12 protein-coding genes are annotated in these 13642 nt (G+C 64.8%); 9 read left to right on the top strand and 3 right to left on the bottom strand.

Features of this window, described 5'->3' with window-relative positions; translation table 11 throughout:
- Window positions 1-138: 138 nt before the first annotated feature.
- Genes NLM15_RS31465 through NLM15_RS31430 form a run of 8 tightly spaced genes read left to right on the top strand, consistent with a single transcriptional unit; the run spans window position 139 to window position 8515 of the window.
- Window positions 139-999, top strand: coding sequence for a xanthine dehydrogenase family protein subunit M (locus NLM15_RS31465; RefSeq protein WP_254121652.1), 861 nt, complete (start codon window positions 139-141; stop codon window positions 997-999).
- Complete coding sequence (locus NLM15_RS31460; RefSeq protein ID WP_254121651.1) at window positions 996-1520, top strand: (2Fe-2S)-binding protein; 525 nt, start codon at window positions 996-998, stop codon at window positions 1518-1520. The genes NLM15_RS31465 and NLM15_RS31460 overlap by 4 nt, the downstream gene beginning before the upstream one ends.
- Window positions 1517-3892 carry a xanthine dehydrogenase family protein molybdopterin-binding subunit gene (locus NLM15_RS31455; protein WP_254121650.1) on the top strand — a complete coding sequence of 792 codons (2376 nt, stop codon included), beginning with the start codon at window positions 1517-1519 and terminating at the stop codon, window positions 3890-3892. The genes NLM15_RS31460 and NLM15_RS31455 overlap by 4 nt, the downstream gene beginning before the upstream one ends.
- Window positions 3893-3928: 36 nt before the next feature.
- The gene (locus tag NLM15_RS31450; RefSeq protein ID WP_254121649.1) at window positions 3929-5170 is read left to right on the top strand and encodes an ABC transporter substrate-binding protein; all 1242 of its coding nucleotides are present in this window, start codon (window positions 3929-3931) and stop codon (window positions 5168-5170) included.
- 10 nt (window positions 5171-5180) lie between these two features.
- Window positions 5181-6056, top strand: coding sequence for a branched-chain amino acid ABC transporter permease (locus NLM15_RS31445; RefSeq protein WP_254121648.1), 876 nt, complete (start codon window positions 5181-5183; stop codon window positions 6054-6056).
- Complete coding sequence (locus tag NLM15_RS31440; RefSeq protein ID WP_256565876.1) at window positions 6056-7051, top strand: branched-chain amino acid ABC transporter permease; 996 nt, start codon at window positions 6056-6058, stop codon at window positions 7049-7051. Before NLM15_RS31445 ends, NLM15_RS31440 begins: the two co-directional genes overlap by 1 nt.
- Complete coding sequence (locus NLM15_RS31435; protein WP_254121646.1) at window positions 7048-7803, top strand: ABC transporter ATP-binding protein; 756 nt, start codon at window positions 7048-7050, stop codon at window positions 7801-7803. The genes NLM15_RS31440 and NLM15_RS31435 overlap by 4 nt, the downstream gene beginning before the upstream one ends.
- Window positions 7796-8515, top strand: coding sequence for an ABC transporter ATP-binding protein (locus NLM15_RS31430; protein WP_254121645.1), 720 nt, complete (start codon window positions 7796-7798; stop codon window positions 8513-8515). The genes NLM15_RS31435 and NLM15_RS31430 overlap by 8 nt, the downstream gene beginning before the upstream one ends.
- 1 nt (window position 8516) lies before the next feature.
- Here the strand turns inward: NLM15_RS31430 and NLM15_RS31425 are convergent, their stop codons facing one another.
- Window positions 8517-10526, bottom strand: a complete 2010-nt coding sequence (locus tag NLM15_RS31425; protein WP_254121644.1) for a bifunctional diguanylate cyclase/phosphodiesterase — start codon at window positions 10524-10526, stop codon at window positions 8517-8519.
- Between the two features lie 334 nt (window positions 10527-10860).
- The gene (gene blaBJP / locus NLM15_RS31420) at window positions 10861-11745 is read right to left on the bottom strand and encodes a BJP family subclass B3 metallo-beta-lactamase (protein ID WP_254121643.1); all 885 of its coding nucleotides are present in this window, start codon (window positions 11743-11745) and stop codon (window positions 10861-10863) included.
- Window positions 11746-12026: 281 nt separating this feature from the next.
- Here blaBJP and NLM15_RS31415 point away from each other — a divergent pair, with 281 nt between their 5' ends.
- Complete coding sequence (locus NLM15_RS31415; RefSeq protein ID WP_254121642.1) at window positions 12027-13343, top strand: esterase family protein; 1317 nt, start codon at window positions 12027-12029, stop codon at window positions 13341-13343.
- A gap of 12 nt (window positions 13344-13355) precedes the next feature.
- Here the strand turns inward: NLM15_RS31415 and NLM15_RS31410 are convergent, their stop codons facing one another.
- Window positions 13356-13640: a TonB-dependent receptor plug domain-containing protein gene (locus NLM15_RS31410; RefSeq protein WP_254121641.1), complete on the bottom strand. Its 285-nt coding sequence runs from the start codon at window positions 13638-13640 to the stop codon at window positions 13356-13358.
- Window positions 13641-13642 lie beyond the last annotated feature (2 nt).

The raw sequence follows: 13642 nt of genomic DNA, 5'->3' as shown, positions 1-13642 counted from the left end.
TCATAGCCCAAGGCGCATTTGTGACCAAATGGTCATTTCCTGTTGACCGGCTATCTGGGTCGTGTCAGGATTTTGAGACCAGATGGTTACAAATCTGGCATCCCGGCTGATGAGCCGACGGATATCGAGGAAACAGCGGTGAAGGCGAGGGCTTTCAGCTATTTTCGTGCTGCGACGATCGACCAGGCGCTGAATGCTCACGCGCGCGCTGGCGATGACGCGCGCTTCATTGCCGGGGGGCAGAGCCTCGTGCCGGCGTTGTCACTGCGGCTGCAGGCGCCGCGGCTGCTGATCGACATTACCCATATTGCCGAGATGCGCGGCGTCAGGCGCGAGGGCGGCTGCTTGCGCATCGGTGCGCTGACGCGGCATTGCGAGATGTTGAGCGAGCCGCTGATCGCCGAGTTCGCGCCGCTGCTGCACGCGGCGGCGCCGTTCGTTGCCCATCCCGCGATCCGCAATCGCGGTACCTTCGGCGGCAGTGTCGCGCTCGCCGATCCCGCTTCCGAATTTCCGGCGATGACGCTGGCGCTCGATGCCGAGATCGAGATCGCTGGTCCCGCAGGTCATCGGCGTGTCAAGGCTGACGACTTCTTCATCGACCTCTTCGAGACGGCGTTGCAGCCCGGCGAGTTGATCACCGCGATCTACGTTCCGCTGTTCAAGGCCGATCAACGCTTTGCGTTCGATGAACTGGCGCGCCGGCGAGGGGATTACGCGCTGGTCGGTTGCGGGATGCTCGCGACTTTCATCGGCGAACGTATCGACGACATCCGCATCTCCTTCTTCTCGGTCGGCAATATACCGACACGGGTGAGGAGCGCCGAAGCAACCTTGATCGGCTCGGGCTTGGCCGCGGAACGTATCGCCGCTGCGCAGGCCGCGCTCGAACGCGATCTTGCGCCGCCAGAGAGCGACGAGGTGCCGCCGGCGATGCGGCTGCATCTCGCCCGCGTGCTGCTCGGCCGCCTGCTCGGACGTCTGGGGGAGGGCGCATGAGCGGCTTCGACGAAACGCTTCTCGAAGAGGCCGAGGAGACCGTGCGGGTCCGCTTCGTGGTCAACGGCCGCAAGGTCGCCTGCGAGGTCGCGCCGCGGGAGACGCTGGTCGATTGCCTGCGCAACGAGCTTGAACTGACGGGCACGCATGCCGGCTGCGAGATGGGGGCCTGTGGCGCCTGTCTGGTGCAACTCGACGGCCGTGCCGTGCATTCCTGCCTGATGTTCGCGGTGCAGGCCGATGGAGCGAAGATCGAGACCATCGAAGGGCTCACCGAGAGCGGAGTGATCGCCGATCTCCAGGCCGAATTCCATCGCCGCAACGCGCTGCAATGCGGCTTCTGCACGCCCGGCATGCTGGTCAATGCGCACGAACTGTTGTCGCTGGTGGCGCAGCCGAGCCGCGAGGAGATTCGCGACGCGCTGTCGGGCAATTATTGCCGTTGCACCGGCTATGAGGCGATCGTCGACGCCATCGACGCGGTCGCGAAAGCGCGCAGCGGAAGCGGAGGCGCCATATGAGTGCGCCGCTGACCTCGCTCGATCGCCCGAATTCCTATATCGGCCGTTCCCTGCCGCGGCCGAACGCGAAGCGCCTGCTGGCCGGGCGAGGGCGTTATGTCAGCGACCTCAGGCTGCCGCGCATGCTCCATGCCGCGTTTCTGCGTAGTCCGCATGCGCATGCCAAGATTGTCTCGATCGATATTGAGCAGGCCTGTGCGCTCGAAGGCGTGCATCTCGTTGCCACAGGCGCGGACCTCGCAAAGGTCTGCACGCCCTGGACGGGCACGCTCGACCATTTCAAGGGCATGACCTCGGCGCCGCAATTGCCGCTGCCGCTCGACCGCGTGGTCTGGGCCGGGCAGGCCGTGGTCGCCGTCGTCGCCGAAAGCCGGGCCATCGCGGAAGATGCGCTGGAGCTGATCGAGATCGACTACGAAGATCTTCCCGTCGTCGTCGATATCGACGGCGCGCGTGAGGCCGGCGCTCCGGTGATCAATCCCGGCAGCGCCAATAACACCTGCTTCCGTGCTCACCTCGACAACGGTACTGTTGACGACGCCTTTGCGCAGGCCGCCCACGTGGTGGAGGAGGAATTCTCCTTCGGCCGCCACACCGCGGTGACTCTGGAGCCGCGCGCCGTCGTTGCCGACTACGATCCGTCCGCGGGCATGCTTACCGTGCATCACGCGACGCAGACGCCCTACCAGTTCCAGGATCTCTATTCACGCCACTACGGCATCCCCGAGGCCCGCGTTCGCGTGATAGCGACCGACATCGGCGGCTCCTTCGGGATGAAGCTGCATGTCTATCACGAAGACATGGCGGTGGTCGGCCTCTCGATCCTGCTCGGCCGTCCCGTGAAGTACGTCGCCGACCGCATCGAGTCCTTCGTCTCCGACATTCACGCCCGCGACCATCGGGTGCACGCACGCATGGCATTGGACGCCAAGGGCGAAATCCTGGCGATGGACGTGCTGGACCTGACCGCGATCGGGGCCTTCTCGACCTATCCGCGCACCAGCGTGGTCGAGGGCAACCAGGTGATCCGCCTGATCGGCGCGCCCTATCGCTTCAAGAATTACCGCGCCACGCTGGAGGTGATTTTCCAGAACAAGGTGCAGACCAGCCAGTATCGCGCCGTCGGTCACCCAATCGCCTGCGCCGTGACGGAGCGGCTGGTCGACATGGCCGCGGCGAAGGTCGGGCTCGATCCTTTCGCCATGCGAGCGAAGAACGTGATCGCCGACGATGCCTATCCGCAGACCTCGCCGACCGGCTATCGCTTCGAGGCGCTGTCGCATCAGGCCTGCCTGAAGCGCCTGCACGAGATGATGGACTACGACCGCTTGCGCGCCGAGCAGGCGGACTTGCGCAAGCGCGGCGTGTATCGTGGTATCGGCATCGCGACCTTTGTCGAGATCACCAATCCCGGCCCCGCCTTCTATGGCGTCGGCGGTGCGCGCATCTCCTCGCAGGACGGCGCGATTCTCAGCCTGACGCCGTCGGGCGAGGTGCGCTGCCTGATCTCGGTGACCGAGCAGGGGCAGGGCACCGAGGCGATCATCAGCCAGATCGTGGCCGATCAGCTCGGCCTTGCGCAGGAGCACGTCAAGGTCATCACCGGGGATACCGAGGTGACACCGCATGGCGGCGCCACCTGGGCCTGCCGCGGCGCCGGCATCGGCGGCGAGACCGCGCTCCAGGCAACCCGCGCGCTCAAGCGCAACATTCTGCAGATCGCCGCGCTCATCCTCCAGGAGCAGCCGTCGGCGCTCGACATCATCGATGGCGAGGTCGTCGACGCAGGCACGCGGAACCAGCGCATGCCTATCTCCGAGATCGCGCGGATCGCCTACTTCCGTTCCGATACGCTGCCGCCGGGCACGCAGGCGCAACTCACCGTCAGCCATCACTTTGCGCCCCAAGGTTACCCCTTCGCCTTCACCAACGGCATCCAGGGCTGCTCGTTGGAGGTCGACGTCGAGACCGGCTTCATCAAGGTGTTGAAGCATTTCATCGTCGAGGATTGCGGCCGGGTCATCAATCCCATGCTGGTGGACGAGCAGCTCCGCGGCGGCATCGTGCAGGGGCTCGGCGCGGCGCTGTTCGAGGAATGCCGCTACAGCGAGACCGGCCAGCTCGTGAACGGCTCGCTCGCCGACTATCTCGTGCCGATGCCGATGGAGATGCCCGACATCGTCATCGGCCATGTCGAGACGCCGACCGCCGACACTGAGCTCGGCGCCAAGGGGGTTGGCGAGGCCGGCACCGCCGCCGCCTCGGCCTGCGTCCTCAACGCCGTCAACGATGCGCTCACCCCGTTCGATGTGACGATCAATTCGATCCCGATCAAGCCCGCAAAAATCCTGAAAGCCCTGAAACGTTTCTAGAAAAAACACCCCTGAAAAAGACAGTTGGAGGAAATCATGCGCAAATCCGGTTCGATCCCGAAAATATCCCGCCGCACCGCGCTCGCCGGCCTGTCGGCAAGCGCGGCGCTGCTCGCCATGCCCCGGCTCGGCCGCGCCGCAGACGAGACGATCCGTATCGGCTTTCCGACCCCGCTCACCGGCCCGTTCGCCGCGGAAGCGCGCGACCAGGTCAAGTGCGCGGAACTCGCCGTCAAGCTCGTCAACGACAAGGGCGGCATCGGTGGCCGCAAGGTCGAGCTGCTGGTGCGTGACGACAAACTCAATGCCGGCGAGGCCGCGACCCGCACGCTCGAGCTGATCGAGAAGGACAAGGTCCACGCCGTGGTGGGCGCGCTCTCCAGCGCAGTGCAGCTCGCGGTCAACGAAGTCACCCGCGCCCGCGGCGTGATCTACGTCTCGATCAGCCAGTCCGACACCATCAACGAGGCCAAGGACTTCAGCAAATACACCTTCCATGAGGCACTGAACCCGCACATGACCACCGCTGCCGTTGCGCGGCAGACCCTGAAGAAAGGCACGAAGGTCGCTCATCTCGTTGCCGATTACGCCTACGGCCATGAGATGCTGCGCGGCTTCAAGCGCGCGCAGGCGGCGATCGGCGCGGACAATGTCGGCGAGATCCTGCATCCGTTCGGCGCCGCCGACTATTCCACCTTCATGCCGCGCCTGATGTCGATGCGGCCGGACGTGCTCTGCATCTCCAATTTCGGCCGCGACCAGGCCAACGCGATCAAGCAGGCGGTGGATTTCGGCGTCAAGCAGCAGATGAAGATCGTCGTGCCGGTGATCCTGCACAACCAGCGGCTCGCGGTCGGCCCCGATGTGTTCGAGGGCGTGGTCGGCGGCGCCAATTACTATTGGGGCCTGGAGACGCAGAGCAAGTCGGCAGCCAGCTTCAACGCGGCGTTCAAGGCCGCCAATGGCGGTGCGATCCCGACAGATTACGGCGCCTATGGCTATTCCGGCGTCGGATCGTTGCTGGCAGCCATGCAGGCCGCCGGAGGCACCGACACCGACAAGGTCGTCGATGCCCTGGAGAAGCTGCAGTACGATTTGACCAAGGGTCCGCAGCATTACCGCAAATGCGATCACCAGTCGGTGCAGTCGGTGCTGGTGCTGGAATCCAAGAAGAAGTCCGCCATGGCGAGCGAGAACGATCTGTTCGCCATTCTCGCCAATGACACGGGTTCCGACGACATGCTGCGCAGTTGCAGTGAGCTCGGCCACGCCACCTAAGACATAGACGATGGACCTGTCGCTGATCATCATGCAGCTTCTCTCCGGGATCGCCCTTGGGGCGGTCCTGGTGATCACTGCGCTTGGACTGACGATCGTGTTCGGCATGCTCGGGGTGGTCAATTTCGCCCACGGCGCGCTGTTCATGATCGGAGCCTATGCGGGGCTGTATCTGGCGTCGCTCACCGGAAGTTTCTGGTGGGGATTGCTGCTCGCTCCCATCCTGATCGGCGCCTTCGGCATGCTGATCGAGTTCGTCCTGATCCGCAGGCTCTATGGACGTTCGATCGACGATCCGCTGCTGCTCACCTTTGGTCTCAGCTACATCCTGGTCGAAGGTGTGCGCATCGTGTTCGGCAGCGACGGTATTCCGTTTCCGACCCCGTCGCAGCTGATCGGCGTGCTCGATCTCGGCATCGGCTTCTTCCCGCGCTACCGCCTGTTCGTCATCGCGCTGGTGGCGGTGGTGCTGCTGGTGCTCTGGCTGACGCTGGAGAAAACCCGCATCGGCCTCATCGTGCGCGCGGGCGCCCGTGATCCCACCATCATGCAGGTGCTTGGCGTTGACATCTCACGGGTCTGGCTTGCGATCTTCGGGCTCGGTGTCGGGCTCGCCGCGCTCGGCGGCGTGCTCGCCGGACCCATGCGCAGCGTCAATCCGGAGATGGGCTCGCTGGTGCTGGCCGAAGCCTTCGTCGTGACCGTGATCGGCGGCCTTGGATCGATCGTCGGGGCGGTCGTCGCCGGGCTCATGGTCGGCATCTCCATCAGCCTGGTGGCGCTGTTCGCGCCCGAGATGGCGACCATCGTCATGTTTGCGCTGATGGCGGTGGTGCTGCTGATCCGCCCGCAGGGACTGTTCGGCGTCAGAGGGAGGACCGCGTGATGTCACCATCGAGCGGCGAGGCGGTCGCCAAATCCTCGTCCAGCGGGCTCGGCTGGCTTCTCGACCAGCGCGTGCCGCTGTCGATCGCGGTGCTGGCCGTGCTGCCCTGGCTGCTGCCGTCGCAGGCGCTGGCGGTCAACGTCCTGATCTACGGCGTCGTGGTAATGGGCTACAATCTGCTGTTCGGCTACACTGGGCTGCTGTCGTTCGGCCAGGCGGCGTTCTTCGGCGCCGGCGCTTACTTCACGGGCATTGCGATCGGCCGCTACGGTGTGCCCTGGTTCGCGGCGGTGCCGGTTGCGGTCCTCCTCAGCACCTGCCTTGCCGCCGCGATCGGGATCGTCTCGACGCGCACCCGCGGCATCTATTTCTCGATGGTAACGCTCGCTCTGGCCCAGCTCGTCTATTACGTCGCGCTCCAGGCCTCCTCGTTCACCGGCGGTGAGAACGGCCTGCGCGGCTTCACCGTCGACCGCATCAGCCTGTTCGGTTTCCCGGTCAATTTCCTCGACCCCGTCAACAAATACTACGTGCTGATGGCCTTCGCGGCGCTGGCGATGTGGTTCCAGTCGCGGATCCTGAACTCGCCGTTCGGCGCCGTGATCGAGGCCATTCGCGAGAACGAGCAGCGGGCGCGGGCCTGCGGCTATGACGTCGAGCGCAGCAAGCTGATCGTGTTCATGCTGTCCGGTGCGATCTCGTCGCTCGGCGGCTGCATGCTGGCGCTGCACCTGTCGATCGTGCCGCTGGACATCCTGCATTACCAGACCTCCGGCATGATCGTGATGATGGTGCTGCTCGGCGGCACCCGTAGCTTCTTCGGGCCCTTCGTCGGCGCGGCGAGCTTCCTGATCCTGGAGGATGTCATCTCGCTCTGGACGCCGCATTGGCAGATCTTCGTCGGCGCGATCTTCGTCCTGTTCGTGCTGTTCCTGCCCAAGGGCATCTGGGGCACGCTGCTCGACGCCCTCGGCATCGGAAAGGCGCGGCCATGAACAGCGAGCTGCTTCGCGCCGAGGGGATCGGCAAGCATTTTGGCGGCTTCGTCGCGCTCGAAGGCATCACCGTGTCCTTTGCGGCGGGACAGCTCACCTCGATCATCGGGCCGAACGGCGCCGGCAAGAGCACCTTCTTCAACATCCTCTCCGGCGCGCTGACGCCGACGTCGGGCAAGCTTCACTTCAGGGGACGCGAGCTCAACGGCCTGCCGCAGCACCGCTTCGTGCATCAGGGCATCTCGCGCTCGTACCAGATCACGAACATCTTTCCGGACCTGTCCGTGCACGAGAACGTCCGCGTGGCGGCTCAGGCGCTGACCGTGAGCTACGACATCTGGCGTAACCGCGCGCGGCTGTCTGAGTTGAACGCGCGTGCCGACGCGGCGCTCGACGCCGTCGGGCTGCTCGCCAAGCGCAACGAACTGGCAAAATTCCTGTCACATGGCCAGCAGCGCGCGCTGGAGATCGCGATCGCGCTGGTCTCGGAGCCGGAATTGCTGCTGCTCGACGAGCCGACCGCCGGCATGGGGCCGGAAGAAACCAAGGACATGGTCGGGCTGCTCGAACGTCTTTCCGACAAGCGCACCGTGCTCCTCGTCGAGCACAAGATGAAGATGGTGCTGGGCCTGTCCAAGCGTGTCGTGGTGCTGCACCACGGCCGCCTGCTCGCCGACGGCGCGCCCGACGAGATCAGGAGTAATCCGGAAGTCCGCCGGGTCTACCTTGGACAGAGTGAGGGCTATGGCTGAGACCGCGCTGCTGGAAATTGAGGATCTCAATGCCTGGTATGGCGCGAGCCATATCCTCCACGGCATTTCCCTGCACGTGAATCCCGGCGAGGTGGTGGCTCTCGTCGGCCGCAACGGCGCCGGCAAGACCACGACCTTGCGGGCGATGATGGGATTGATGCCGAAGGCGACCGGCCGCGTGCGCTTTGCCGGCAAAGAGCTCTTGCCGCTGCGCGCGCATCAGCGTTTTCACCTCGGCCTCGCTTACGTGCCTGAGGAGCGCCGCATCGTTCCCGGGCTCTCCGTTCGCGAGAATTTGCGGCTCGGTCTCGTCGCGGCTGGCAGCGACATCGATGAGCGTGTTGCGATCGACGAGATCGCTGAAACCTTTCCGCGCCTGAAGGAACGGCTCGACCAGGAGGGCGTGACGCTCTCCGGCGGCGAGCAGCAGATGCTGGCGATCGCCCGGGCTCTGATCGCAAAGCCCAGGATGGTCCTGCTCGACGAGCCCTCGGAAGGCATCATGCCGGTCCTGGTCGAGGAGATGGGCGTGTTGTTCCGCCGCCTGCGTGACGAGGGCAAGACGCTGCTGCTGGTCGAGCAGAACGTCGAATGGGCCCTGCGCCTCGCCGATCGCGCCGTGATCATCGACCAGGGCGAGGTGGTGCATCAAAGCAGCGCTGCGGCATTGCTGGCGGACAAGGACATCCAGGAGCGCTACTGCGCGGTGTAACTCAGGCCACGACCTTGGCCGCGGCGTCGCCGAGGCGCCGGCGTTCCATTGCGAGATAGTCGCCGATCGCATCGGCCGGCATCGGCTTTGCGAAGTAGTAGCCCTGGATGAAGTCGCATCCCAGGCGGCGCAGGCTGTCGAGCTGGGCGCGGGTTTCGACGCCCTCGACGACGCAGGCGATCTCCATGTCGTCGCACAGGCCGGCGAGAGACTTGATGATCTTGTGGCTCACCGGATTTTGGTTGATGTCGGCGACGAAGCTGCGATCGATCTTGATCTTATCGAGCGGCAACCGGTGCACATGGCTCAGCGAGGAATAACCGGTGCCGAAATCGTCCAGCGAAATGCCGCAGCCCATGGCCTTCAGCGTCGCGATCGATTGCTGCGCTCGTACGAAGTCGAAAGTGACGGCGGTCTCGGTGATCTCGAAGTCGATCCGGTGCGTTGGCAATCCGCTCTTCTCGATGATCGAGATCAGCGGCAAAATGCCCTCGGCCGCGCAGACATCGTGCGCGGAGAGGTTGAACGACAGGCGGATGTGGTCGGGCCAGGTCCTTGCCGTCGCGAGCGCGCGGACCAGCAGCGCCTGCGTCAGCGGCCGGATCAGGCCGATGCGCTCTGCAGCCGGAATGAAGTCGGCCGGTGAGACCAGGCCGAGGCGGGAGCTGCGCCAGCGCGCCAGGACCTCGAAGCCGGCAGTGTGCTCGCTCATCGCATCCACGATCGGCTGGAAGACGAGGTCCATCTCGGTGCCGAAATCGGCGGTGCGCAGCAAATTCTCGATGACGCCGCGGCTGCGGATCTCGGCCTCGAGCTCGCTCGAGAAGATCACGGTGCGGCCGCGCAGATGGCGCTTGGCGTGATAGAGCGAATAGTCGGCGCATTCATAGAGCACTTCCGACGTCGTCGCGGAGTTCGGGAACAGCGCGAAGCCGATCGAGCACGACAGCCCGGTATGGGCGGTGTCGAGCTGGTAGGGCAGCTTGACCTGTTCGCCGATGCGTTCGCCGAGCCGCGCCAGATCCGTGTCGTCGGGATCGCCGCATACGACCAGACCGAACTCGTCGCCGCCGAGCCGAGCAAATTCCACTCGCTGCGGGCCAAAGCCCTCGCAGACTTCGCGGATGCGGCGTCCGGCTTCGATCAGGACGCGATCGCCGACCGAGTGGCCGTAATTGTCGTTGATCGGCTTGAAGCCGTCGAGGTCGATGATCCCCACCGCGACGCGGACGCTCCTGCGTTCGGCGTCAGTGAAGGCGCTCGACAGCTCGGCGAAGAAGCGGCGGCGGTTCGGCAGCTCGGTAAGGGAATCGAGATTGGCGAGGCGGAAGTTCTCGTCCGAGAGCGCCTGCGTCGCCGCCTGCTGCGCCAGCAGTGATTTACGGCTGGAGACGAGATCGGCAAAGTCACGGTAGTAGATGAACAGCACCGTCACCATCGCGCCGGAGACGAGAAGGTTGTTGACCGCGATCGCCTTCAGCGTCGGTTCGCCCGTGGTGAAGAAGAACAGCACGTAGGGCACGTCGACGACCAGCGTCACGATCAGTGCCGCCGAGCGCAGATGCATCAGTGAGAAGATGCAGCCGATCACGGTCACGGCCATGTAGAAGGCGACCTGGCTCTTGGCGAAGGGGTCGCCGTAGGGGTAGAGCGCGAAAGACCACGCCGTGAAGCCGGCGCCGATCGGCAACGTCATCCAGTTGGTGGCGCGCAGATTGCGCAGGATATCGGCATCGCTGCGCACGAGATGCCGCTGGCGCAGCCACCAGAAGGTGCGAAGTGCGGCGAGCACGGTCAGCACGCTCGGCACGATCATCGTCAGCCAGTCCGGCGCCACGTTCACATAGGTGTAGGCGACCGCGATCGTGTTGCTCATGAGGATGAAGTAGAGCAGCGGGATCTGCTTGGAGAAGGCTCCGAACTGCGCGCGCGTCAGGTCCGGGTTGTCGGCCGGCACGCGAAAGAGCCGCATCGCGGCGTTGAGGTGAGACTTCAAATTAGCGACAGGCATTGCAATACGCGCCCCGGATCCCTGCAAAACGCCGGCGATGTTGCACAGCGGGGGTAAAGGTCGCGTTAGGTTGGGTGTGTGTGACAGACCAGCGCAGGTTGCACGCTGCCGCGGAAATTTCCGATCGCGTGCGCTGCTGAACCCCCGTTAAGGATACTCCACGGCCGAGGCGTGCGTCTCGAGGGCTCGAGCCGCCTCCCGGAATGACCGCAGCTACGATCTGCTAACCATGCACGTCGGCCACGACAGCGGCGCTGCGTATCGCCGCGGGGGCAGCCACCGCATGCGATTCGCCTCTCCTGGCGGGAGGAGAGGTGAGGAGAGCTAGCGGCCGCTATTTCTTCTCCAGCGCTGCCGTCTGCTTGACGAGCTGCTTGTCGAAATCCTCCGACAGGCTGGCTGCGTAGATTGCGAGCTCGCCCGGCTTGACGAACGGGTTCGGTGCGCCGTCCTTCATCTCGGCACGCTTGGCCTGCATGCCATAGACTTCGGGGTGTGGCCCGAGCAGCACGTCGATCTTCATCGACTTCACTTTGGCATAGGTCGCGCGGTAATCGTCCACGATGCCGGCATAGGTTGGCTGGCCCACCAGCCGGTTCAGCGCCACTGTGCCGCTACAGAAGAACAGCACCTCGCGGTCCTGACCACCGTCCCTGACGGTCATCTCCCAGCTCGTGCAGCCCGGCGAGTGGCCGGGCGTTGCGTGCGCCGTCAGGGTGGTGTCGCCGAGCGTGACCTTGTCGCCTTCCTTCACCGTGCGGTCGACCTTCACCGCGGGGAAGGCGAGGTCCTCGTTCTTTTCGTCGCCCGGATAGTAGCCGCCTTCGAGCAGCGGCTTGTCGCGCTCGCCGGCGATGAGCTGCGCGCCGGTCTCCTTCTTGATCTCGGCGAAGCCGCCGGTGTGATCGAGATGCGCATGCGAGTTGAGGATGATCTTGATGTCGGCGACCTTGAGGCCGAGCTTCGCGATGTGGTCCTTGATCATGCCGGTCGACTGGGGCATCGCGGTGTCCATCAGGATCAGGCCCTGCGATGTCTTGATGACATAAACGGCGATGCCTTCGGTCCCGACATAATAGATGTTGCCGATGAGCTGGAACGGCTCGAACGGCGCCGTCCATTTCTGCATGACGGTTGCCAGGAAATCCTTGATGGTCTGCGCCTGTGCGGCTGTTCCGAACAGCATCAAGGCACATAGCGCGGCCGCGAGCTTTCTCATCGTCTGCCTCCCGAATTGTTCTTGAGAACTGTTCTTGTCGTTCTGATCGGACGCGACTCTCGTACGGCTCGACCGACACGCAAGCTACGTGGCGCAAGTGGCGGCAGCAACCGCCTCATGTCCTCAAATATGTCGTGGCATGCGCGGGGTGCCGGTGCCCGTCCGGTTTGAGCATGGCGGCCATTGCTGCAACGCGGCCCACTGCATTTGACCGCGTGCACGCGGCCCGCCATACTTTGCCTCAAGTCGAGCCAGAAGACTCGTCAGCAGCGGGAGCTGAAATGACCAATTCAATCTCCGTCCTCGCGGGGACCCTGATTTCCGTCGTCTCCTTTACCTCGATCGCCTTCTCGCAGCCGGCCTGCGTCACCCAGAACATGGCTGTGCCGCCCGGAGCCAACACCACCGACAAGGCTGCACCGTTCTTCATCGATACGACGGGTCTCGACTTCAAGACGGCGCCGCCGACGCGGGATCCCGCGAACCCCAACTATCCGCGCGCGACCGAACTGCCCGATGGAACGCTGCCGCCGCCCGGTGCCGAGGGCAATTTCATCATCGGTCCCACCCACAATCCGGCGCCGGAAACGATTGCGAAGGAAGGCGTACCGCGCGGCACGATGAAGTCCTTCACGCTGACGTCGAAGGAAAGCACGATCTACAATCCCGGGCTGATCCGCGACGATGTTGCCGGCTGCACCAATTCCTCGATCATGACGACCGTCACGGCGGCCGACGACAAGTCGCACATGATCGTCAGCACCAGCCATCCCGGAATCTGGTCGCGCACGATCGACGTCTACGTGCCGGCGCAATATGTCCGCGGCAGCGAGGCGCCGTTCATCGTGGTCGGCGACGGCGGCTCCAACGCCTACAAGGATCTTGCCACCACGCTCGACAATCTGATCGCGCAGCGCCGCGTGCCGCCGATGATCGCGATCCAGATCGGCAATGGCGGACAGGACGCGCAGGGCAGCCAGCGCGGCCGCGAATATGACGCGGTGTCAGGCGTCTACGCGCAGTTCGCCGAGCGCGAGGTGCTGCCGCGGGTCGAGACAAACGCCGATGTCAAGCTGACCAGAAATCCCGACGGGCGCGCGACCATGGGGCTGAGCTCGAGCGGGGCTGCGGCCTTCACCATGGCGTGGTTCTATCCCGATCTCTATCACCGCGTGCTGGCGTTCTCGCCGACCATGGTCAACCAGCAATGGCCGCACGATCCGTCGCTGCGTGGCGGCGCCTGGGAGTATCACAGCGCGTGGACGGGGCCGGCCGGTCCCAACCTCATCTCCAAGGCCGGCGTGCTCACGCCGGCCGAGCCGCCCGGCGTGCCGCTGATCACCGCCGCGCCGGCGAAGCCGATCCGCTTCTGGTTCTTCGGCGGCGACCAGGACCTGTTCTATCCGAACCCCACCATTCCCGACGGCATGCACGACTGGACCCTGTCGAACGCGCTGATGGCGAAGGTGCTGGCGGAGAAGGGCTATCACTACCAGTTCCTGTTCGTGCGCAACGCCAAGCACGTCGATCGTCCGACGATCGCACAAACGCTGCCGGCGGCGCTGGAGTGGGTTTGGAAGGGCTATCCGATCCCTTGAGCGCGAAGTAACCTAGCGCCCGATCGTCACGCCGGCGGTCGAGCGCATGGCGTCCCGGAGGCTCGTCGCCTTCATGTCGTCGAGGACCTGGCGCGTCAGCACGGTGGTCTGGCCGGGCGTGTTGAGGATGGTCTCGCCGCGCGAGGAGGAGAGCCGGTCGGCCTTGTAGGGCGCGGCCGGATCGGTGGCGGGCGCAGTTGCGGGCACCTGGCGCGGCCGTTTGCCGGACGCCGCAAAGGCCCCTTGCGAGATGCAGAGGGCAGCGATCACGATCAGCCGCAATGATTTTGCGCGCATGC

This window comes from Bradyrhizobium sp. CCGB20 (assembly GCF_024199855.1).
Lineage (GTDB): Bacteria > Pseudomonadota > Alphaproteobacteria > Rhizobiales > Xanthobacteraceae > Bradyrhizobium.
Note: the sequence above shows the minus strand (reverse complement) of the source record. Positions and strands in the feature narration are given on the sequence as shown.

What these genes read in the sequence shown, in the direction of transcription:
- NLM15_RS31460 (WP_254121651.1), top strand. Translation starts at nt 996, where the DNA reads ATGAGCGGCTTCGACGAAACGCTTCTCGAAGAGGCCGAGGAGACCGTG.
- NLM15_RS31455 (WP_254121650.1), top strand. Translation starts at nt 1,517, where the DNA reads ATGAGTGCGCCGCTGACCTCGCTCGATCGCCCGAATTCCTATATCGGC.
- NLM15_RS31450 (WP_254121649.1), top strand. Translation starts at nt 3,929, where the DNA reads ATGCGCAAATCCGGTTCGATCCCGAAAATATCCCGCCGCACCGCGCTC.
- NLM15_RS31445 (WP_254121648.1), top strand. Translation starts at nt 5,181, where the DNA reads ATGGACCTGTCGCTGATCATCATGCAGCTTCTCTCCGGGATCGCCCTT.
- NLM15_RS31440 (WP_256565876.1), top strand. Translation starts at nt 6,056, where the DNA reads ATGTCACCATCGAGCGGCGAGGCGGTCGCCAAATCCTCGTCCAGCGGG.
- NLM15_RS31435 (WP_254121646.1), top strand. Translation starts at nt 7,048, where the DNA reads ATGAACAGCGAGCTGCTTCGCGCCGAGGGGATCGGCAAGCATTTTGGC.
- NLM15_RS31430 (WP_254121645.1), top strand. Translation starts at nt 7,796, where the DNA reads ATGGCTGAGACCGCGCTGCTGGAAATTGAGGATCTCAATGCCTGGTAT.
- NLM15_RS31425 (WP_254121644.1), bottom strand. Translation starts at nt 10,526, where the DNA reads ATGCCTGTCGCTAATTTGAAGTCTCACCTCAACGCCGCGATGCGGCTC.
- blaBJP (WP_254121643.1), bottom strand. Translation starts at nt 11,745, where the DNA reads ATGAGAAAGCTCGCGGCCGCGCTATGTGCCTTGATGCTGTTCGGAACA.
- NLM15_RS31415 (WP_254121642.1), top strand. Translation starts at nt 12,027, where the DNA reads ATGACCAATTCAATCTCCGTCCTCGCGGGGACCCTGATTTCCGTCGTC.
- NLM15_RS31410 (WP_254121641.1), bottom strand. Translation starts at nt 13,640, where the DNA reads ATGCGCGCAAAATCATTGCGGCTGATCGTGATCGCTGCCCTCTGCATC.